This is a genomic window from Aquirufa sp. (genome assembly GCF_044239315.1).
Lineage (GTDB): Bacteria > Bacteroidota > Bacteroidia > Cytophagales > Spirosomataceae > Aquirufa.
In genome coordinates this window covers 94,081-115,148 of the sequence record NZ_JBIIBQ010000002.1, presented here as the reverse complement: position 1 = coordinate 115,148, position 21,068 = coordinate 94,081, and the positions used below count along the sequence as shown (strand labels likewise).

19 protein-coding genes are annotated in these 21,068 nt (G+C 39.1%); 10 read left to right on the top strand and 9 right to left on the bottom strand.

The genetic code is table 11. From position 1 onward, the window contains the following. Nucleotide 1 precedes the first annotated feature (1 nt). The 3 genes from ACILP5_RS01185 to ACILP5_RS01175 are packed head-to-tail and all read left to right on the top strand — an operon-like array spanning nucleotide 2 to nucleotide 1,829. A complete protein-coding gene (locus tag ACILP5_RS01185) occupies nucleotides 2–895 on the top strand; it encodes a hydroxypyruvate isomerase family protein (protein ID WP_395616818.1) in 894 nt (297 codons plus the stop codon). A 53-nt stretch (nucleotides 896–948) separates the two neighbouring features. Then, a complete protein-coding gene (locus ACILP5_RS01180) occupies nucleotides 949–1,242 on the top strand; it encodes an autorepressor SdpR family transcription factor (RefSeq protein ID WP_395616817.1) in 294 nt (97 codons plus the stop codon). Nucleotides 1,243–1,253: 11 nt separating this feature from the next. After that, complete coding sequence (locus tag ACILP5_RS01175) at nucleotides 1,254–1,829, top strand: hypothetical protein (RefSeq protein ID WP_395616816.1); 576 nt, start codon at nucleotides 1,254–1,256, stop codon at nucleotides 1,827–1,829. Here the strand turns inward: ACILP5_RS01175 and ACILP5_RS01170 are convergent, their stop codons facing one another. Both ACILP5_RS01170 and ACILP5_RS01165 read right to left on the bottom strand, forming a co-directional pair. Then, nucleotides 1,830–3,089: an MFS transporter gene (locus ACILP5_RS01170; protein WP_395616815.1), complete on the bottom strand. Its 1,260-nt coding sequence runs from the start codon at nucleotides 3,087–3,089 to the stop codon at nucleotides 1,830–1,832. Between the two features lie 148 nt (nucleotides 3,090–3,237). After that, on the bottom strand, nucleotides 3,238–4,050 hold the full coding sequence (locus ACILP5_RS01165) for an MOSC domain-containing protein (protein WP_395616814.1): 813 nt from the start codon (nucleotides 4,048–4,050) through the stop codon (nucleotides 3,238–3,240). Nucleotides 4,051–4,166: 116 nt separating this feature from the next. On the opposite strand from ACILP5_RS01165, the gene ACILP5_RS01160 reads away from it, so the two are divergent. After that, the gene (locus tag ACILP5_RS01160; protein WP_395616813.1) at nucleotides 4,167–5,474 is read left to right on the top strand and encodes a TolC family protein; all 1,308 of its coding nucleotides are present in this window, start codon (nucleotides 4,167–4,169) and stop codon (nucleotides 5,472–5,474) included. Here the strand turns inward: ACILP5_RS01160 and ACILP5_RS01155 are convergent. Further along, a complete protein-coding gene (locus ACILP5_RS01155) occupies nucleotides 5,445–7,247 on the bottom strand; it encodes an ABC transporter ATP-binding protein (protein WP_395616812.1) in 1,803 nt (600 codons plus the stop codon). The two genes, ACILP5_RS01160 and ACILP5_RS01155, sit on opposite strands and share 30 nt — an antisense overlap. An 88-nt stretch (nucleotides 7,248–7,335) precedes the next feature. Here ACILP5_RS01155 and nusB point away from each other — a divergent pair, with 88 nt between their 5' ends. The 6 genes from nusB to ACILP5_RS01125 are packed head-to-tail and all read left to right on the top strand — an operon-like array spanning nucleotide 7,336 to nucleotide 12,790. Then, nucleotides 7,336–8,499, top strand: coding sequence for a transcription antitermination factor NusB (gene nusB / locus ACILP5_RS01150; protein WP_395616811.1), 1,164 nt, complete (start codon nucleotides 7,336–7,338; stop codon nucleotides 8,497–8,499). Nucleotide 8,500: 1 nt separating this feature from the next. Further along, on the top strand, nucleotides 8,501–8,797 hold the full coding sequence (locus ACILP5_RS01145; protein WP_395616810.1) for a YtxH domain-containing protein: 297 nt from the start codon (nucleotides 8,501–8,503) through the stop codon (nucleotides 8,795–8,797). Between the two features lies 1 nt (nucleotide 8,798). Further along, complete coding sequence (locus tag ACILP5_RS01140; protein ID WP_395616809.1) at nucleotides 8,799–9,239, top strand: DUF1573 domain-containing protein; 441 nt, start codon at nucleotides 8,799–8,801, stop codon at nucleotides 9,237–9,239. 4 nt (nucleotides 9,240–9,243) lie between these two features. After that, nucleotides 9,244–9,543, top strand: a complete 300-nt coding sequence (yajC, locus tag ACILP5_RS01135; protein ID WP_395616808.1) for a preprotein translocase subunit YajC — start codon at nucleotides 9,244–9,246, stop codon at nucleotides 9,541–9,543. Nucleotides 9,544–9,547: 4 nt separating this feature from the next. Beyond that, a complete protein-coding gene (coaE, locus tag ACILP5_RS01130; protein WP_395616807.1) occupies nucleotides 9,548–10,963 on the top strand; it encodes a dephospho-CoA kinase in 1,416 nt (471 codons plus the stop codon). Between the two features lie 39 nt (nucleotides 10,964–11,002). Next, entirely contained in the window at nucleotides 11,003–12,790 is a 1,788-nt protein-coding gene (locus tag ACILP5_RS01125; RefSeq protein WP_395616806.1) for a DNA polymerase III subunit gamma/tau, read from the top strand. Here ACILP5_RS01125 and ACILP5_RS01120 read toward each other — a convergent pair. The 6 genes from ACILP5_RS01120 to ACILP5_RS01095 form a co-directional block, all read right to left on the bottom strand. Beyond that, nucleotides 12,787–14,034 (bottom strand): glutamate-5-semialdehyde dehydrogenase, encoded by a 1,248-nt coding sequence (locus ACILP5_RS01120; protein ID WP_395616805.1) that lies wholly within the window; start codon nucleotides 14,032–14,034, stop codon nucleotides 12,787–12,789. The two genes, ACILP5_RS01125 and ACILP5_RS01120, sit on opposite strands and share 4 nt — an antisense overlap. Beyond that, complete coding sequence (locus tag ACILP5_RS01115; RefSeq protein WP_395616804.1) at nucleotides 14,034–15,611, bottom strand: CotH kinase family protein; 1,578 nt, start codon at nucleotides 15,609–15,611, stop codon at nucleotides 14,034–14,036. Before ACILP5_RS01115 ends, ACILP5_RS01120 begins: the two co-directional genes overlap by 1 nt. Before the next feature lie 72 nt (nucleotides 15,612–15,683). Next, on the bottom strand, nucleotides 15,684–18,701 hold the full coding sequence (locus ACILP5_RS01110) for a hypothetical protein (protein WP_395616803.1): 3,018 nt from the start codon (nucleotides 18,699–18,701) through the stop codon (nucleotides 15,684–15,686). A 34-nt stretch (nucleotides 18,702–18,735) separates the two neighbouring features. Then, nucleotides 18,736–19,710: an NAD(P)/FAD-dependent oxidoreductase gene (locus tag ACILP5_RS01105; protein ID WP_395616802.1), complete on the bottom strand. Its 975-nt coding sequence runs from the start codon at nucleotides 19,708–19,710 to the stop codon at nucleotides 18,736–18,738. Beyond that, nucleotides 19,697–20,383, bottom strand: a complete 687-nt coding sequence (gene cmk / locus ACILP5_RS01100; RefSeq protein ID WP_395616801.1) for a (d)CMP kinase — start codon at nucleotides 20,381–20,383, stop codon at nucleotides 19,697–19,699. Before cmk ends, ACILP5_RS01105 begins: the two co-directional genes overlap by 14 nt. Further along, nucleotides 20,376–21,068 carry an alpha/beta fold hydrolase gene (locus ACILP5_RS01095; RefSeq protein ID WP_395616800.1) on the bottom strand — a complete coding sequence of 231 codons (693 nt, stop codon included), beginning with the start codon at nucleotides 21,066–21,068 and terminating at the stop codon, nucleotides 20,376–20,378. The genes cmk and ACILP5_RS01095 overlap by 8 nt, the downstream gene beginning before the upstream one ends.

Below are 21,068 nucleotides of genomic sequence, written 5' to 3'. Positions count from 1 at the left end.
GATGAATCGCCGTGATTTTGCCTCGATCTTAGGAGCTAGTTTATTAGTGCCATCATTCTCAAAAGGCTCCCCTATTGCACGTGAAAAACCATTTGAATTGAATTATGCGCCTCATTTTGGGATGTTTAAAAACCACGCAGGGCCGTCTGAATTAGATCAACTACAATTCATGTATGACCAAGGTTTTACCGCATTGGAGGACAATGAGTTAATGGGCAGACCAGTAGCATTACAAGAGCAAATTGGGGAGAAGTTAGCCAAACTCAATATGAAAATGGGGGTTTTCGTTATCAAATTCGATGGTTTTTTTGATAAGCAAACGATGACTACCGGCAAAAAAGAATGGACTGATCTATTCCTTTCTTCTTGCAGAAAAGCCGTAGAAACTTCCAAGCGAGTAAATGCTAAATGGGCAACTGTGGTACCAGGTAATTTCACAAGAGACCTGCCTATGGGAATCCAAACGGGCAATGTAATTGATAATCTAAAGCGCGCTGCAGAAATCTTAGAACCGGCTGGATTAACCATGGTATTAGAGCCTTTGAGCGATAATTCAGACTTATTTTTGCGTTTTTCAGATCAAACCTATAGCATTTGTCGCGCAGTGGACTCACCTTCATGCAAGATACTTTTCGATATGTACCACATGCAACGAAATGAAGGAAACCTCATTGCTAATATGGATAAATGTTGGAATGAAATTGCCTACATACAGATAGGAGACAATCCAGGACGTAAAGAACCTACAACAGGTGAGGTAAATTACCAAAATATATTCAGACACATAAAACAAAAAGGATTTACTGGCGTTTTAGGAATGGAACATGGAAATTCTAAGCCTGGGAAGGAAGGAGAATTAGCTTTAATTGAAGCGTATCGTAAATCAGATATTTAAATGTTTGGATTTATTAAAATTAATTTAGACATTCGCTTAATTATCTAATTAAGATGGACGCAAAATTTAAAGCAATCAACGATCCCACCCGGAGAGAGATCTTGCAGTTCTTGGTTAACGGACCACAAAATGCTGGAAAGATTGCCAGTCAGTTTGACATGAGCAAACCTAGCATTTCGCATCACTTGGATTTATTAAAGCAAGCAAATTTGATCCAAGCCGTTAAAAAAGGGCAATTTATCGAATACAAACTAGATAAAACTGGATTTGAAACCATTCATGCTTGGTTCCAATCCTTCTCCAAGTATTTTGAATTCCCTAAACCTAAAATTAGAATCGAAATTTAATCTGTTTAATTATGTATATTCAACTGCCCAGCACTTTTCAATTTATACAGAAACACCTACCAGCTAACACAAAAGGCCTTGGTATAACCACTTTGTCTAAGCGTAATTTCTTCCAGTCCATTGGTGATTTTTTTGCGGATAAATCTGGCAAAAAACGTGTATCCTTTGTGGCTGTAGCAGACACATCTATTACTCAGTTACATTTTCAAGGAGATGATTTGATCGCTGAAAATACGATAGAATTAAGTCAATTAGATCATTTTTATATTTCTGAAGGCCAAACACCTGACGGAATCATTCACCACTTATCTTGTGATGCAACGGTGATTATTTCTGAAAAGAAGATGGAAGACCATCACATTAAAATTCTTCCCTGCTTATTAGGCGAAAATGCGAGTAATGTGCAAGTAATTCAAAGTATTCAATGGGCTCAAGAATCAAAGAAGGCTTTAACTGATATATTAAAAGGATGGCCGGAACAAATTGCAAAACAAAAAGCGAAAAAAGCAGCGGAGGAAGCTGCGAAAAAAGCAGCGGAGGAAGCTGCAGCAGAAGCCGCGCAGGAAGCTTCGGCAGCTAAAGAGTAATTATTCCGATACTTTTTGATCTACATCAAGATCAAACAATTCCTTGGAGGTAAGGGCTACTATACTTACCAACACCATCGTTACCCCTGCGCCTATCAGAACAGAAGGCACGGTACCGAACAACTTCGCGGCCAGTCCTGATTCAAAAGCACCCAGTTCATTGGATGTGCTGACAAAAACACCATTTACAGAAGATACGCGTCCTCGCATCTCATCGGGCGTATAAAAACGCAAAACCGTTTGACGAATAACGACTGAAATTGAGTCAAAAGCTCCCGTAAAAAACAAGGCGGTCACGGAAAGCCAAAAATTAGTCGACAACCCAAAAACTAAGGTAGCCAAACCAAAACCCGCAATGGCTAAAATCAAATTTCTCCAGGCGTGTTTCAGAGGAGGGAAATAAACCAATGTAACCATCGTCACAACAGCTCCCACCGAAGGAGCTGCTCTCAATATTCCCAAACCCTCAGCTCCAACTTTTAAAATGTCTTCTGCGAAAATGGGCAAGATAGCAATTACTCCCCCAAAAAGTACAGAGAACAGATCTAATGAAATAGAATATAAGATGATTTTAGTCTTAAACACATACGCAATCCCCTCTCGCAAACTATGCCATATCGATTCATGTTGAACCGTTTTTACTGGCACAGGGCGACTCTCTATTTGGAAAATACAGACCATTACCCCTAGTAACAACGCAATTACAGTCATCAAAGAACCAGATAAGCCCGCATAAGCATACAAGAAACCAGCTACTCCTGGACCTAAAATAGAGCCCAATTGCCAAAAAGAACTATTCCATGTCGCTGCATTAGCAAACACCTCTTTAGGCACTAAAAAAGGATTTAATGAAGAAGCGGCAGGACTAAAAAAACCTTTGGAAAGGCCAATGATAAAAATAACCGCATAGATCGAATAGATATGAAAATCCTGATCTGCGGATTGAAGTTGTGTACTTGAATATAAAAGGAAGAAGGAGGACGCAATAATCAAAGACAGTGTTACCTGCATGATCTTCTTCTTATCCCGATTATCCGCAAAATGCCCTCCAAATAACACCAAAGAGATAAAAGGGACAGCTTCCGCTAAACCGATTAGGCCCAAAGCTAATGGGTTGTGTGTAATCTTATATATTTCATATGCCAAGACTACCTCTTGAATCAACAAAGCAATCGTAAAAAGCGTATTCCCTGTCACATAAGCGCGAAACTCCGGAAATTGCAAGGCTTTGTAAGCGTCTTTATGTTGAAAAAATCCCATGAAATAGATAAATAAGTGGACTCCAAAATGCCAGCTCTCCCCTGAAGCGATTCCTTTCAGAAATAGTTGAGTGAGACAGTAGGAATGTTAGCCCAAATGTAACCAAAAAAGGTAAGACGATAAAAAGATCACTTCTAGGGACAAATTTTTAATAAATGGCATCCTGAGAACGAATGACTTGAACCTCCATTCCTACGTGTATTTCGCCTATTGAAATAGGCACAAATTGCTGACCAAAATACACCTTTTGGTTAATTGTTCTAAAGGAGGCTAAGGTTTTCAAGGTTTTTTTATCTGATTCCCCCGAAATAGGATCCACATTTACTAAAGGGCATCTTGCACAGGGTTTGGCACCCGAAAGAGACACCTCTCCTACCTTAATCTCAGACCAGGTATCTTCAACGAAAGGCTCTGTCGCCGAAACAATAATATTAGGTCTAAAACGTAATCGATTTACCGGCTCCAGAACCTTGCGTTCTAAAGCACTATAAGAGCCCGCACTCACTACTAACAAAGGCAATGAATCTGCGAATGAGGTGTTCTTAGCTATTCCGGTCTGGTATTTTTCCTGCATCTGACGAGGATTTTCCTCTGTAATCCGAACCAACTTTACTTGTTGAGATAAGGCTTGTGAAAACCAAATTGACCACCCATCCATCACTTCTCTTGCCTTCAATTGATCATCCCAAATATCAACGGGAATATAATCACCTAAAGAAGGCGCTGTACATAATTCTTTTTCCAAGCCTGTTACAGCATCTTTCACTAAATAGCCATTTGCTGATTCCGATAAAGCAAATCTAGTTAGCGCAGGTCGGGTACGCTGAGTAATAAATTTACCTTGTTCATCAACCAGCATGAAGCGACGATCATCCCGCAAACCCTCCTTCTCCATGATTGCTTTTGAGACAGAAACTGCCCCTAATGACTTAATTGGATAGATATATAGATGTGACACCATTAAACAAATGTATTACATTCTACGCAAAAAGCCTTATGGGTGCTTATAGGCTTTTGACTTCCTAATGTGGCTTGATTTTGTTAAGTTTGTTTTATTGATTGATTTAACCTATTTCTATGAAACTATATCGCTTAGCCTTCTTCGTTCTTTTGTGTCCCATTGCAGCGCAAGCACAACAAATGTTGACTTTAGAAGAGGCAATCCAACAAGGAATAACAAAGCAATATTCCATTCAGATTTCAAGGCAGAGGGAGCGTATCGCAGAGAATGAAAATTCACTTGGTAATGCAGGATTTCTTCCTACCATCTCTGGAACAGCCTCTAAAAATTATACAGTCTCTGGTCTTGATCAATCATTTTTTGGAGGATTAAGACCACCTTTGGTTCAAACTGGGGTTAGATCAAATTCTAGCAATGCGGGCTTAGCAATGGCTTGGACATTATACGATGGACAAGGCATGTTTGTTTTACGTGATCGATTTAAAGAATTACAAAACCTAGGGGCAAAGCAAACTGAATCCAATATAGAGAACTTAATCGCCTTAATTTCAACCACCTATTACGATATCATTCGTCAAAATCTGAGAGTAAACAACTTCAAAAAAGGACTTGAAATCTCGAATGACCGCCTTAAATTAGCAAAAGACCGCTACGAAGTAGGTCAAGGGTCTAAAGTGGATTATTACTCAGCTCAAGTAGATTTTAATGAGGATAAGGCGCTATTAATAGCACAGGAGCAATCCTTCACAAATACTAAAATCGGGTTCAATACCCTTTTGGTTACAGATTATAAGGCAGATTTTCAAATAAATACGATGATTGATTTAATGCCTAAACTAACGTTAAATGAGCTAAAAACGAGTGCTTTGTCTCAAAACCCCGCACTGATCTCTGCTATTTTGACAAAAAAAATCAATGATTTGGATACCAAAAATTTACAGAGTCAACAGAAACCTCAAATTGATTTATTAGCTGGGTATAACTTAAATAGCGTGGCAAATGGGGCAGGTTTTGGGGTAGAAAAAGGAAGCAGCAATGTTTTAAACTATGGCCTGAGAGCAACGTTCAATATCTTTGATGGCTATAACCAGAAGAGAAGAATTCAAAATGCAAAAATCAATGCAGAAATTGCGTCACTACAAATTGAGGATTTGAAAAATAATCTTTTATCCACGCTAGAAAGGACTTACATTACCTATGAAAATGCTCTGAATTTAATTCAACTTGAAACAGAGAATTATGCTATCGCAAAGCAAAATATCGATATAGCTTTTGATAGATTTAAAGTAGGTATCGCTACATCTTATGAATTGAGAGAGGTACAACGTAATGCTGTGGCGGCTGAAACTCGTTTAATTGAAGCTAAATTTGCTGCGAAATCAGCGGAGATAGAATTAATTCGGTTGAGCGGAAATTTGATGTAACTCCTCGTTTAACTGCTGTTGATAAAGTTCGAAATAAAGCGTTTTGCGCTCCATCAAGTACTCGTGTGATCCACTTTCAATGATTGATCCATCTGAAAGCACAAAGATTCGATTAGCTAAACGAGCGGAAGAAACACGGTGTGAGATAATTAAAGAAGATTTCCCATGTGTCACCTGTTTCAAGTTTTCTAGAATCGTATGTTCCGTATGCGTATCTACCGCAGATAAACAGTCGTCTAATACGAGCATCTTCGGATTTTTAGCCAAAGCACGCGCAATCGACACGCGTTGTTTCTGTCCACCTGAAAGCGTAATACCCCGCTCACCTAAAATCGTCTCGAATTGATCAGGGAACTCCATAATATTATCATACACATCTGCTTGCTTCGCCGCTATTTCGATGGATTCCTGTGTTAAAGAATCATTCCCGAACCGAATATTCTCCGAAATACTGGTCGAAAACAAAAATACATCCTGCGGCACAAATCCTACAAAAGAGCGCACCCACGCCATATCCCACTCTTTCAAAGAAATACCATCCAATAAAATCTCCCCCGAGCTCGGGTCATAAAAACGAGCCATCAATAAAGCCACTGTTGACTTTCCTGAACCAGTTTGTCCTAATAATGCCACGGACTCACCCGGCGCAATAGTTAAATTAACTTTATCTAACACCAAGCGATCTGAACCTGGATAGGCAAAACTGACCTCTTTAAATTCCCAATTCCCGATGATCTCTTGTCGAATTTGCTGACCAGTAGTTAGTTCTGATTTGGCCTCTAAAAACTCATTAATCCGCTTCTGAGAAGCTGCAGCCCGCTGAATCTGCGAACTCGTCCAGCCCAAAGCGGTCACTGGCCATGTCAACATAAATACGTACATAATGAACTCGGTAATATTTCCAACGGTCATTCGGCCTGCGATTACTTCCTGTGATCCAATATATACCACTAAAATGGTCGAAAACCCAACTAGCAAAGCAATCAAGGGTGTAAAAAGCGAATCCACTTTTACTAAACCTAGTGATTTACTCCGGTAGGCTGAAGATGCTTCCGAAAAAGATTCCAACGATTTCTTCTCTCGAACAAAAGACTTTAACACCCGAATCCCAGAAAAGGCTTCCTGTGCAAAAGTCGAAATCTGCGATAAAGCAGCTTGAATCTCTTCAGATTTACGAATAATAAGGGAATTGACGTAATAAATACTCATCGACAAAATGGGTAAAGGCATTAATACATACCACATCAATTTCTGATTCACCTGCCACATCGAATAAATCACGAGGATAAAAACCGTAATCAAATTCAGGCCATACATCATGCTAGGGCCTACATACATCCGAACTTTTCCTACATCCTCGGAAATACGCGCCATCAAATCCCCTGTATTTTGTTGGCGATAGAAGGACAATGGCAAAGTTTGGTAATGGGTATAAATCTCGTTTTTCAACTCGAACTCGATATGACGGGACATCACAATGAGGGTTTGACGAACCAAAAAGAGAAAAACTCCTTTCATTATCGCCATCAAAATGATCAAACCTCCGTAAAAGAATAGGGTAAAACCAAAGATTTCATAAAAGGCTTTTTGGAGACTAAAACCTTTAAATAGAAAATAAATATCAATAGTTTCTGTCACTAAGTCGAGCGCATATCGAACTAATTGAGCAGGGAATACACCAAAAAAATTAGAAAAAAGTGTGAAGATAATCCCAAGGAATAAAAGCCATTTGTACTTCCAAAAATACTGATTGATATGACTTAGCGCGCCCATGTATAGATTTATTGACTACAAAGATAGGACCTTTATCAATTAAAATTCTTAATTTTGGGATTCAAAACAAGACGCTCTTTTATTTCGGATGGTTAACAGGAGATTACTACGTGTCAAAGCATTTCAGCAATTGTATGCTTTCTATACACAAGAACGTGCCCAATATCAATTAGCTTTTGATGGTTTAGCGACCATTTTTCAGCCTGATTTATCCTTAATGGTCTCAAAAGAAGACCAATCGCCTCGTTTAGAAGGCCTAAGACAACTAGCCGAAATTCAATTAAAAGAGTTTTTTCAAGAAATTAGTTCAGAAGAAACGATTCCAGATGAAGCGCAAGAAGCAGCTCAATCAGTCTATCATCAATACCAAGCAAACGTAAAGCAAATTGCTAAAAAGCTGAAACATGATATGGTTTTAGAGGTGGAAGCCATCAACAAGCAATACCTTAAAATCTTATATTACTTGCAGCAATTGCCCTTAATTGCACTTTGGGATGAAAATAGACGCTTGTTAGAAAACAATACAAAGACCTCTTTACTGGCTAAAAATAAGGTATTATATATTCTGTCCAAATGGAGCGATTTGCAACGTGCCTTCGACAAGAACCACATTGGATGGTCAGAAGAGGACGAAAATTTAATCAAGAAATTATTTATCGAGAACATCTTGACGGATGAAACCTTCTTAACTTACCTCCCTACGGCTGGCAAGAAGTTTGAAGATGATTTAACTTTCGTCGTTTACGTGTTAAAAAATTTCCTTTTAAAACACGAGTCGATGACAGAATATTTTGAGGAAAAAGATTTAAATTGGTCTTTGAATAAGGATGTGGTAAAGAGTATGGCAAACAAGACCTTTAAGATAGAGGCTTTGGAAGACCTAAGTTTACAACCTCTTGCTATCCAATGGGAAGACGACAGATTATTCTTTGAAGAATTATTTGATTACAGTGTCTCAGAAGACAAGCAATTAAGTGCTTGGATCGGGGACCAAACTAAAAACTGGGAGTCTGATCGCCTGGCGGTCGCGGATTTTATCATTCTTAAGATGGCATTAGCCGAGATGGTGAAATTCTCGAGTATTCCAGTGAAAGTGAGTATTAATGAGTACATCGAACTAGCAAAAAACTATTCGACACCTAAGTCTGGCCAGTTTATTAACGGCATTTTAGACGTAGTTTCGAATCGCTTAGTTCATGAAAAAGTGATTACTAAATCAGGTCGAGGATTAATCGACATAGCTAACAAATAAAATGAGCAAATCATCTAGATCTTTTTGGGCCTTCGTAGTGGGCGCGGCAGCAGGAGCTGTTGTAGGTATTTTATACGCTCCTGATAAAGGAGAGAATACCCGCAGTAAATTGTATTTTCAATTGAACAAATACCGTGATCAGTTAAAGCAATTGATCAATGATATCGTAGAGGGCAAAGAAGTAATCGAAACTACCGCAAAATCAGAAGGCAAAAAAGTAGTTCAGGATGCCAAAATCAAAGCTGAGAAATTGCTAGAAGATGTGGAAAAAATGATGACACAAATTAAGGCGAAATAAGATGCGTTCTACTCTCTTTTTTTTCTGTCTTCTAGGGATTTTTTCCTGTACGAATCAGCAAAAAGAAGCGAATAATGCCACAGAGAATGCTATACCTGCAGCATTAAAACCAAGTGTAGAAAAACAACCAATCCTTAAAGTAGATAAGCCCTTCGTATCTTTAGGTAAACTAGTGGAAGGAGATAGTGTTTTTCACACGTTTAATTTTAAGAATACGGGGAATTTGCCTTTGAAAATTATCTCAGTGAATGCATCGTGCGGATGTACCACTCCGAAATGGTCCACAGATATCATTCAACCGGGAAAAAAGGGATTCATTCGAGTAAAATTTGATTCGAAAGGAAAAGAAGGGAAATTGCAGAAATCCATTACCGCCTACTGTAACACGCTACCAGCCGAAAACAGAATGGCATTTAAAGTTGAAGTCTTACCTAAAAAATAAAAATATGTTATTATTACAAGCTCAAAGTCCTGCCTACATGCAAATCATCCTTTTCGGAGGGATTTTTGTCGTATTTTATTTCTTCATGATTCGTCCACAGCAACAAAAAGCAAAGGAAGCGAAAAAATTCATTGAGGAATTAAAGACAGGTGATAAAGTTGTAACTATTGGAGGAGCACACGGAACTGTGGTAACTATCCGCGAAAAAACCATCGTAGTTGAAGTTGATTCAAATAAGGGAGTTCGTATGGTATTTGAGAAAACAGCCATCTCAAAAGATGCTTCCTCTCGCTTAGAAGAGTAATTCAATGCAAAATAGCCTGAAACCTTTCATCGGAATTACAGGCGGAATAGGATCCGGCAAATCGACCATTTGCCGGATTTTTTCGTGTCTAGGCATTCCCGTTTTCGAAGCAGATAAAGTAGCTCGCGAAATTTGCGAGAATGACATCCCGGTGAAAGAAGCAATCATTGCAGAGTTTGGCCCTAAAGCTTACCTTCCGGATGGTTCTTATAATCGCACTTGGATTAAGGGTTTATTACAAAAATATCCGGGTGATGTGGCCCATTTGAATGCCATTATTCATCCTGCAGTTCGTCAAAATGCGGTTGATTGGCACGCTTCAGCACCAGAGGCTCCTTTTTGTTTATATGAATCAGCCCTCATCACACCGCGAACTAAACCAGAGCATATTTCACAGATAATCACTGTGGATTCACCTTTAAATGAACGTATCCAAAACATTCAAAAAAGAAGTCGTATGAGCTATATGGAAACAATGCAAATGATTGATTTACAACCTCAGCCTAAAAACTACTTATGGGGAGCTGATTTTGTCATTCAGAATGGGAAAAACGATAAAGTATTTCCACAGGTGATGAATATTCTCAAAGCCTTTATTTGTTTTTTTCTCCTATTAGCTGGTCCTACAGCCACTGCCCAACTAAAAGCAATGACTTTCAATGTGCGATTAGATACCGAATCAGATGGCGTAAACCAGTGGAAATACCGCATCAAACACTGTGGAGAACTCATCCGCTATCACCAAGCTGACATTATTGGATTACAAGAAGCCTATTTGCATCAAATTACGGATTTAGAAAAAGAATTACCTGGTTTTGGATGGTTTGGAAAAGGTCGGGATGATGGTAAAGCAGAAGGAGAATTCTCTGCTCTGATGTACCGTAAATCCAAATTCAAACTAATGAAAGAAAGTACGTTTTGGCTATCGGATTCCTGCGATAAGGTAGGTTTTGGTTGGGATGCGGCTTGCCGTCGTGTGGTAACTTGGGGCCAATTTCAAGAGATAAAGAGTGGAAAGAAATTCTTCGTTTTTAATACTCATTTTGATCACCTAGGAAAGGTAGCACGCAGGGAAAGTGCGAAGCTAATTTTACGTAAAATCGAAGAAATCGCAGGCAAAACTCCAGTAATTTTAACAGGTGATTTTAATGCAACTCCAGACGACGAACCTATCCAAATTTTAGTGGATGGGAAAAATCCAGCGCGCGTCATCGATGCAGAAAAGATTAGCCAAAATGGTCATTATGGGCCCTACAGTTCATTCAATGGCTTTACAAAAGAACAACAAGGAAGACATATTGATTATGTGTTCGTTAAAAATGGCCCTACTGTTCTACAACACACGACCCACAGCGAGACCTGGGAGAACAAATATCCAACGGATCATTTCCCTGTGAGTGCGGTCATCAGAATCCCCTAAAGCATTTGGGAATTAAGGCTTAAAAAGGTAAATTTGATTATGGAAAATTTTATTGTTTCAGCGCGTAAATACCGCCCTACCCTATTTGATTCCGTGGTAGGCCAAAGTCACATTACCACCACCCTAAAGAATGCGATTAAGTCAAATCACTTGGCACAAGCATTCTTATTTTGTGGTCCTAGAGGAGTCGGTAAAACAACCTGTGCACGTATTTTAGCGAAAACTATTAATTGCCAGGATTTAGGTGCAGATGGAGAAGCTTGTGGTAAGTGTTCATCCTGTCAATCTTTCCAAGAAAATACCTCATTAACTATTCACGAATTAGATGCGGCTTCGAATAATTCCGTAGAAGACATTCGTAACCTAATCGATCAAGTTCGCTATCCTCCTCAAAACGGTAAATACAAAATTTACATCATTGATGAGGTTCATATGCTTTCGGCTGCTGCCTTTAATGCTTTTTTAAAGACCTTAGAAGAGCCGCCTTCCTATGCTATTTTCATCTTAGCAACGACAGAAAAGCACAAAATTTTACCTACGATTTTATCTCGTTGCCAAATCTTTGACTTCAACCGAATTCAATGGAAAGACATGGCTTCACATCTTGCGTCTATCGCAAATAAGGAAGGCATCAATGCAGAACCAGCTGCTTTGGAATTGATTTCTATCAAGGCCGACGGTGGACTTCGTGACGCATTGTCCATGTTTGATTTGAATGTGACTTTTTCGACAGACAATTCGCTGAGACATGCCGCTGTATTGGAAAACCTGCACATACTTGATAGCGATTATTACTTCCAATTAACGGATTTCTTTGTGAATCAAAACCACACCGATTCACTCGTATTATTAGACGAGATTATGCGCAAGGGTTTTGACGGACAACAGTTTATAGCTGGCCTATCGGAACATTTCCGTAATTTGTTATTTGCTAAAGATCCTAAGACGCTTGCCCTGATGGAATTAAGCGAAGAAAATCGGGAGAAATTTCAAGTGCAGTCCGCGAAAACGTCTGCCTCTTTCTTGTTATCAGCAATGAATCTTTGCTCCCAATGCGAGATACATTACAAAGCGGCAAAGAACGCACGTTTACATGTCGAATTGACCCTTCTAAAAATCAATTACTTGCCGTCGGTTTACCAACCTGCCGCAACTCAACCTGCGGTGGAGGGTGGCGCCGGAAAAAAGTCTGAGAGTAAACCGATAGCTAAGGCTTCGGTTTCAGAGCCTGTGCATGTGCCTGTTCCGGAGCCTTTGCCTTTGCCTGAGCCTGTTCCGGAGCCTGTTCCGGAGCCTACTGAGCCTGTAACTAAGCCTGTGCCTGAGCCAGTGCCAACCATTGAAACGCAAGTAATTAGACCTTCCAGTCATGGATTACGCAGTGCAAAGAAAGTGGTCAGTTCAAATCAACTCGAAAATGAAACGGAAGCAGGGATGGTGGATAACGTTCAGCAGGAACCGTTTACTTTCGAGGAGTTAAATTTTGTTTGGACTCAAATTGCCCAAAGCTTCAAAACAAGCAATTTCATTAACAAATTTGTGATGATGAATCGAGAAATTAGTCTGATCGATTCCGTCATACATTTGAAGGTGGAGAGTGAAGTCCAAATGCAACAATTTAACGACTCATTGAAACTTGAATTGTTAACTCAGCTTCGAACAAAATTGAAAAACGATTCGATAGACCTCGTTTTAGATTTAATTCAAGGGGATGTTTCAGATAAAAAAATGATTTATACTCAGTCGGATAAATACGACTACTTATCTCAAAAACATCCTATTTTAGTCGAAATGAAGCAAAGAATGGGATTAGATCACGAATTTTAGCGAATTTGGCCTTGACCAATTCCAATCCATTTTTCTGTGACTAATTTTTCCAAAGCAAAAGGACCCCTTGCGTGCAATTTTTGAGTAGATATACCTATTTCAGCACCTAAACCAAATTCTCCACCATCTGTAAAACGCGTTGAGGCATTCCAATACACTGCCGCAGCATCAACTGTAGATAAGAAAAATCTGGCTTCTGTTTCATCATTTGAAACAATTGCTTCCGAATGCCGAGAAGAATAGGTTGAAATATGTTCAATAGCTTCTGGTAAATCTTTCACCACTTTAATCGAACAAGCAAAATCCAAGAATTCACGTCCGAAATCTGATTCAGTAGCGTTTTCTAATAAGGGGTAACCCACCTGCTTCAGGGTATTGTAAGCCGAAATGTCGGCGTAAATCGTTACTGAGTATTCTTGTAAAGATGAAGCTACTAACCTAAGAAATTGAGCCGCAATCGATTGATGCAAAACGATGGTGTCTAATGAGTTGCAGACAGATGGGCGAGAGACTTTGGCATTCACCACAATGGCTACTGCCATCGAAAGATCCGCCGATGCCCCCACATACGTATGGCAAACTCCTGCACCCGTTTCAATTGTAGGAACTAAGGATTCCTTTCGAACCCGTTGAATCAAGGCCTCCGATCCACGCGGAATAATCACATCTATGTAGTTGACTGCCGTCAAAAGTGTCGTCACATGCGCACGATCCGTGGGCATTAAATAGACCAAATCCGTCGAAAATCCGTGTTTTTCTAGGGCGAGATGAATCAATTTAACTAAAATAGTATTCGTGTAATAGGCATCCGAACCTCCTCGTAATACCACCGCATTCCCAGAGCGAATACATAGAGCTGCTACATCAATCGTTACATTAGGGCGAGACTCAAAGATCACCCCTACCACTCCAAGAGGTACGGTTATTTTAGACAATTCTAAGCCATTTGGAAGCTTTCTCTTCGACAAAACCTGACCCGATGGATCTGGCAATTGCATCACGGAAAGAACACTTTCCGCTAGTGCATCTAATCGTTCTTGAGTCAATAGAAGGCGGTCACGCATCGGATGATCGCCTGCCATTTGGGCTACATCCTGTTGGTTTTCTCTCAAAATTTCAGTCGTATTCTCTCGAATCAACTCAGCTAAACTGGCCAACACCTCATTGCGCAAATCTCCACTTTTCATTGCAAGAGAAGAAGCCGCAAAACGAGTACGTCGAAATTGATCTAAAATGGATGACATTAACGTAAAATTTTGATTTGCTGTACTTCACCTTCATCCGTTTTCCAAAAGAAAAGGTAAATACCTGGAGGATACGGAGACAAATCCAACGATTGAATTTGCTCGCCTGACCCAAAATTAGCGCTTTTAGGGGACAAAATCATGCGACCCATGGCATCTGAGATAAAATAGGTCACAAGGGATGGTTTATTTAGACTAAATTTCCATTGAAAAAATCCGGACGAAGACGGATTAGGAAATACAATTGCGGATGCATTTTCTTCGCGAACGGCTAATATTGGACTATCAAAAAGGGCCATTTGGGCATCTAACCAAGTTAGACGTCCCTGGATCCAATTCTTCAACCAGTTCACCTCATCGCTCAAAGTGGCACCTACATAATAATTAGGCCATATTTTCTTACCCATTAAAGGGAATTTTTGGAAATTTCTTGTCAGCGGATCCTTCAGAGCAACCTGCGCAGAATCGATTGTGGCATAAATAGATTTCGTGTTTAAAAAACTAGCGCGTACAGCCTTCCATCGGGTGGCCAATGCTTTGCGAAAACTTGCATCTTGTATCAATTTATTCCACCAAAAAGGTACTTGCCAATAATCATTCTTGCCCCCATCATTCTCTAACGATTTGTACACAAATCCTTCTGTCTTCCAACCATTCAAATAATCAGCATTACCAAAAGCAATATTAAAATCCCAGGCGGGCCCCATCTTTATCTTGCCACCAACAGATTCCTTGTCTTTGTACAAGTAAGTACTTAACCTGAATCCATCCACATTGCGAGTGACTTCATTTAAAATGAAGAAATTAACGAAAGACGGCACGTCCATTAAATTACGAAAACTAGCATTTGGATCATTTATGTTCTCAGTCATCAATTTTTGCTCCCAATTATTAATATAATTTTTAATATAATTTATTTGAGTCTGAGTAATGATTCCATATTTAGGGTATTCTATTTGGAACTCTGTTTTTTGTGTAGCTAATATTCCCGAGGTATAATTACTTTTCCAAGAAGGAGAGGGTGAGCCACTATTTTTATCAATCTTCAACAAGTAGCCACCAGTTAGATTATCGCCAGCATTTTCTGTCGGAGTTAAATCTGCTATAGGTACCCTATTTTTCCCTTTCTTAATCTTTTCCAATAATAAATAAACCCCATTGTATTCCTCATTAACAATTAATTCGACAAATTTTGATTTTGAATTTAATAACCCGAAACTGCCTGCTAGCTTTTGAGCTAAAAAATCACGCATAAATGATCGGTCATTATAGGAGGCATTTAATACCCAATCAGATTCCGATGGCATTTGTACGAGAGAAAGATTTTTAACAGTCACCCCACTTGTATCAGTCCATAGTTCAATTCCGTACGGTTTTTTGACTAATCCGGGTAAAAAATAAAAATCAGCCTGAGAGGTTGAACCTCTATATTCAACTCCAGCAATTGTGCTTAGCGTAGGCGTGTTAGAAACCTGATTAAGTTTGCCTGGTCCATTATCAAAAAGATCGAAAACCACCGGAACCTTGGGTTCATCCTTTATGACCCGACCCTTGGTGCTTATTCTTATGATTGGCAAATTAGATATACTTAGACTTTGAGAAAAAAGTGTCCAAGGGATAAATAAGAGAAAAAATATTTTTTTGATCATTTAAAAATCATATCCTAGTGTCAGATAGGTTAGAGGAGACTTTACTTCTTTATTTTCAATTCCAAAGGCGTAATCAAATTTAACAAAATAGCCAAAAATGACAGCCCTAGCTCCAATTCCATAACCTACTAAAAATGGATTTCTAAAATCAGTCACGGTAGCAATAAATGGATTCGTTTTTCCGCCATACACATTCGTATTAAATCCATTGGATTTCTCAAAAGGACTAGATCCTGTCCAAGCTGTTCCAACATCTGTGAAACCAACGAGTTGAACCGAATTAAGTAAGCTAGAGGATTCTGAAGGCATAATAGACTTGACAGGAATCCTGATTTCTGCGTTAAACAATAAATGACTATTTCCACTTAGTTTATTCAAAGCAAATCCACGCAATGGAGCAATGAAATTACTCATAAATACGTCCCGCCTTGCAAGTCCATCCAGTCCCAAGGGAGTTTCTTGTGCACGCACATCTCGTCTATTAAAAAACCAATTATCCATCCCACCTAACATAGAGGCCTGGGTCCTACTTCCCAATTGATGAGAAGAGGAGAAACGAGTAGCAAAATAAAAGGTATTTGAAAGTTTCTTGTAATAGCGGGCATCAAATCCGATTCGAACAAATTCTCCCGACATAACCATATCCTTTTGAGCTTCAAGAGTCGCGTTAATTCGATATCCTGTTCTAAGATTATCCCCTGCCTGAACGGTATTATCTACTTCGTAAGAAATTAATGCACCTGCAAAACCTGAATATTCCTCAGGAGTTACGAGTGATACTTGATTAAATAACCGATTAGTTGAATATAAACCAGTCACAGATAAACGACTCAATAAACTAAATGGATAAGAGGCTGTTAGGGCGAATCGATTAAAACGAATTTTTTGAGAATCATTTTCTGTATCTTGGCCTAAAACCTTTCGATCGTATCGGAATTTCCAATCTAATTTATTAGCTAGATAAGCGTATTCTCCCCAGATATCTGAATTAAGTAAGTTAGCCGTCAGAAATGCACCGGCCTTAAATAAGTGATTCTCTAATAAATCATTTGCTTTCAGCTCATAGGCGTAACCAATACCTCTAATGGGATCTGATTTAAATTGTCCTTCAGAACTATTAAATACAAAAGAATTTTGATAGGCTAAGGGACCCACCATCTTACCAGGTTCTCTTTTTAGTCGAATAGATAGTTGTCGATCTAATCTAGCTTTTCTTGCCTTTTTTGCTGCATCTGTTTCAAAGGAAGCGACTTCTTGTTCAATAATTGTTGTCGGATTTGCCGAGTTAATCTTGGGAATCCATTCAGAACCAAGATATTCTTCAAGACTTGTTTCTGTGTAGCGTTGAATGTTATCCGTTACAATATTTCTTTCTAGCGCATAAACACCTTTAGCTGTTAATTCAAAGTTTTGCCAAGCAACCGTTCTAACTCTAGATTGTCTAAAGGAAGTATCAGCCATTTGAAAACGAATTAACCGAGGTCCGTTTGCCTGATTATGTAAAAAATAAGCCACTGAATCTGACTGAAGCTTAAAATTATATACCTTCCCAGAGGTTGAGAATAACCTGGTCGGATTTTCTGGTTCATCTGGATTCCAAACAAACAAAGAAGAAATGGGTGCAGGTGGAGAAGGCAATGAATCTATATACCGATCTGTTATATAAATCACCCGATTATCGGGCATCCAATGGGCCTCTGTTTCATTATAAGCATCTTTAGTAAGCAGATTTAACTTGTTTCGCTTTAAATCATAAATACCTAAATCAACTTGACCTTTTTCTAGAACACGTACTAGTGCCTTCATCCCATTGGAGGACACCTTCATATCTAGGTAAGACAAATTGGCAATTTTAAGTTTAGGCTCTGAAGTATAGTTCCCCCCTTTATTAACCTGATAGTTCTTCATCCAAGTAAATCCTTGCTCGTTAAAAAGAACAGAAAGCCTATTGTTTCCACTCCAAGAAATTAAAGGCCCTTTCCCGTCAGAAGTACGATTTAAATCCTTTAATCCAGTTTGTTGGAGTAATTGCAGTTTATCCGTGGCCACGTTATGTAAATAGACCTTATATCTACCAAATTCATCTGTGACAAAAGCCTCAAAAAGTCCATCAGGACTTGCCTGAAAAGAGTTAATTTGATTCGATGGAGGCAAATAAAAAGAGGAAGGAAAAACCTTAGAAGTAGCGATTTCTAAATTTTTTGCATCATTCAAATACTCGTACCAATCCTTTAAAAATTTAGAAAATGGTTTTCTTATGGTACTAGATAAACTTGATTGTTCACTTCTAATAATCCGAGTTAAATTCAGAATATTACCTATTGCCTGTTTTCCATAGGTATTTGCGATATAGGACCAAATGGATTGACCTAGCAATTCAGCCTCTGCACCTGTAGCTACCTGTAGCCTTCTAATTTTATTTTCACTAATGATTTGATAGGTAAAACGTCTCATTTCAGGTGAATCTCCTGAAGCTAAGTAAGCAGACATTCCTAAAACAAACCAATCTGACACATTTAATAACAAAGAGTTTTGTAGTACATCCCTCACACTACCTCCAAACAATAAATCATGTAAATATACACGTACAATTTGTTTGGTAATCTCTTGTTTAAATGCGACTAAATTATCTTTAAAAGCTACTTCAATTCTAAATTTAGCTAAATTCTCCTCCGCCACATCAGCCGAATTAGCTAAAGAAATTCCGCTATTACTTTGTAACCAGGTTTCGTGATTGGGATAAACAAAGATCTTCACCTTTTGATAAGGCGTATAACTCAGAATCTCCGTTATTCGGCCATTATCTGACTCAAGGTATGTTAACGTCGATTTGGCTAAAGCTTCATTTTTATCAAAATAATACACCTCAAAATTGGAACTGCTGATGTAATTCCATTGGAAATTTTGGTATTGAATCCGATGATTCTCTGGAATCCATTGCGAATCTTGTCCATATAGCTTGGTAAAGCCTAAAGACAAGAACAAGAAGATTGCGAAAAAAGAATTTAAATTACGCATTTAGCCAAAAGACTTTAAAACCAAATTTACAGATTTAAACGGAAAATAAATGATAAAATCGCCGAATTGATGCCTCTGAATGAACAGAAGTATTTCCTAGGATTTCGCTGGTCCATTGTTTGGCAAAATAGGGCGCTAAAGAAACTCCTTTAGATCCAAAACCATTAAATATACCCGATTGTTTAGTTGGATGAAAACCTATAATTGGTCGACGATCTTGGGTAGCGGGCCTAATTCCTGTCTTTTGTTCTATCAACTCGAATTGACTACAACCCATTAATCCTAATTTATCCGTTAACTCAACCAAGGCCTCCGATGTAATTTTGTTTGTATATTCTTTCCAAGCATAGGTCGCACCCACCTTAAATTTCTGCTCCCCTAACGGCAACAAGAAACCATTTTTATTCAAAATATAATCCTGAGGTGGTTCTTTAGAGCGAACTTCCATCAATTCGCCCTTTGCAGGTAAAAAAGGCAAACAAGACCAAAGTGGATTCTGTTGCCCATGGAATCCTTCACAAAAGATAGCCTGAAAATCCGTATACTCGGCTTCTTTCAGCATGCCTATGGAGGAAAAATACGCACGAGATGCCTGCAATAAAGTGGCAACATCGACCCAACCCGCTTTTTTTACCCAAACACCATCCGATTCCCAACGTAAATAATTGTGGTGTATTTGATCTTTCCGCTCTACCAGCCAAGTCTTCATCTCCTCATTCGCAAAGGGACGAAAAAGCGGCATGGGAAAAAAGAAACGCGTATTTAGCGTTTTCTCTAACCGAGGATAGAAATCAAATAAATAGGTAAATAATTCATCTGCCAGCCAGGTTTGCTCTAATTTGCGACCTGTCACTGGATTAAAAATGCCACCAGCGGCTTTTGAAGAATTAAAATGTGTTTCTGGCGAATCCCAAATCTCAAAAGGGATATCAACCTCCAGAAAATGGTGTGCTAAAATGGTGCCAGCTAAGCCCTGGCCAACAATAATGAAGGGTTTATCGTTTTTCACCTTGCACGCGTCGAACGTGATCTAATACAAACTCTACTTGTTCATCCATGGTCCGATAAGAAGTATCTAGATCAATGGCATCGGCTGCACGTTTTAATGGGCCTTCACTGCGATTTGAATCAATTTCATCCCTTTTGCGGAGATTTTCGATGATTTCTTCCAAAGGAAGATCTTCGCCCTTTTGTAAAAGCTCTAATTTACGGCGTTGAGCCCGAATATGTGGCTCTGCCGTCATGAATATCTTTAATTCAGCGTTAGGAAAAACAACTGTTCCAATATCGCGTCCGTCCATGACAATCCCCTTTTTCTCCCCCATTTTTTGTTGTTGAGCTACCATCGCATGTCGTACCTCTGGAATCGCTGCGACTTGGCTCACTAAATCAGATATATGCATTTTTCGAATCTCTGCCTCGACATTTTCCCCATTTAAAACGGTATCAGAAGCCTGTTTTACGGGATTGAATTGAAAAGTGATTTCGATATGGGAAAGCGCTTCTTTAACAGCCTCTAAATTTTTCAAATCCACATTTTGACGATCAAAATAGAGTGCCACCGCCCGGTACATCGCACCTGTATCTAGAAAAGCATAATGTAAAGACGCCGCCACGTGACGTGCTGTTGTACTTTTTCCGCAAGAAGAGAAGCCATCTAGGGCAATAATTATATCAGACATGCAAAAATTGATTAATTGCCTCTGCAACAGCTTCGGGCGCTTCATAGGTACCTTGATGACCTACGTTTGGCAAAATTACAACCGATTTCGTTACAAACCGAGTAATAGACTCCGGAGAAATCAAGGCGTCATATTCACCCAAGATAAATAGGACGGGGATATCGGTAGTTTGAATAAACGTGGTAAAATCTTTTCGATCCCGCATGGCCTTGGTCGCGGCAATTAATCCAGCAGCGGATAATTCTCGGTACCTGGAGGCTAATGTAGAAACGAGTTCTTGAGATGGATTTGCGAATAAATTAGACAAGAAAGGCCCAATAAAAAACGATGTTCCTTTTTTAGCTAATAAATCAGCCGTTCTATCTCTATTGATTTTCTTTTCCTCTGTGTCTGCCACAAAAGTAGAATGTAGCATCACGACTTTCTGGACTCTTTCTGGAAATTGAGAGGCGATTTCTAAGGCAATATACCCACCCATAGAATGACCCACTAGAATGAAATCACAACTAAGGGGAAGGGAAGAAACGATTTTTCGCGCATAATCTACTAGCGTGACACAATCTGTCCATTCCGCATAGCAGGGACAAATAGCTGGAAATGACCAAGTATAATTAGGCAAAAAATCTGACCAAACCCGGTCATCTTCCCCAAAACCGTGCAAAAATACGAGCTGAGTAGCTGGCAT

Coding starts and splice junctions, on each gene's coding strand:
- ACILP5_RS01185 (WP_395616818.1), top strand. CDS start 2: ATGAATCGCCGTGATTTTGCCTCGATCTTAGGAGCTAGTTTATTAGTG.
- ACILP5_RS01180 (WP_395616817.1), top strand. CDS start 949: ATGGACGCAAAATTTAAAGCAATCAACGATCCCACCCGGAGAGAGATC.
- ACILP5_RS01175 (WP_395616816.1), top strand. CDS start 1,254: ATGTATATTCAACTGCCCAGCACTTTTCAATTTATACAGAAACACCTA.
- ACILP5_RS01170 (WP_395616815.1), bottom strand. CDS start 3,089: ATGGGATTTTTTCAACATAAAGACGCTTACAAAGCCTTGCAATTTCCG.
- ACILP5_RS01165 (WP_395616814.1), bottom strand. CDS start 4,050: ATGGTGTCACATCTATATATCTATCCAATTAAGTCATTAGGGGCAGTT.
- ACILP5_RS01160 (WP_395616813.1), top strand. CDS start 4,167: ATGAAACTATATCGCTTAGCCTTCTTCGTTCTTTTGTGTCCCATTGCA.
- ACILP5_RS01155 (WP_395616812.1), bottom strand. CDS start 7,247: ATGGGCGCGCTAAGTCATATCAATCAGTATTTTTGGAAGTACAAATGG.
- nusB (WP_395616811.1), top strand. CDS start 7,336: ATGGTTAACAGGAGATTACTACGTGTCAAAGCATTTCAGCAATTGTAT.
- ACILP5_RS01145 (WP_395616810.1), top strand. CDS start 8,501: ATGAGCAAATCATCTAGATCTTTTTGGGCCTTCGTAGTGGGCGCGGCA.
- ACILP5_RS01140 (WP_395616809.1), top strand. CDS start 8,799: ATGCGTTCTACTCTCTTTTTTTTCTGTCTTCTAGGGATTTTTTCCTGT.
- yajC (WP_395616808.1), top strand. CDS start 9,244: ATGTTATTATTACAAGCTCAAAGTCCTGCCTACATGCAAATCATCCTT.
- coaE (WP_395616807.1), top strand. CDS start 9,548: ATGCAAAATAGCCTGAAACCTTTCATCGGAATTACAGGCGGAATAGGA.
- ACILP5_RS01125 (WP_395616806.1), top strand. CDS start 11,003: ATGGAAAATTTTATTGTTTCAGCGCGTAAATACCGCCCTACCCTATTT.
- ACILP5_RS01120 (WP_395616805.1), bottom strand. CDS start 14,034: ATGTCATCCATTTTAGATCAATTTCGACGTACTCGTTTTGCGGCTTCT.
- ACILP5_RS01110 (WP_395616803.1), bottom strand. CDS start 18,701: ATGCGTAATTTAAATTCTTTTTTCGCAATCTTCTTGTTCTTGTCTTTA.
- cmk (WP_395616801.1), bottom strand. CDS start 20,383: ATGTCTGATATAATTATTGCCCTAGATGGCTTCTCTTCTTGCGGAAAA.
- ACILP5_RS01095 (WP_395616800.1), bottom strand. CDS start 21,068: ATGCCAGCTACTCAGCTCGTATTTTTGCACGGTTTTGGGGAAGATGAC.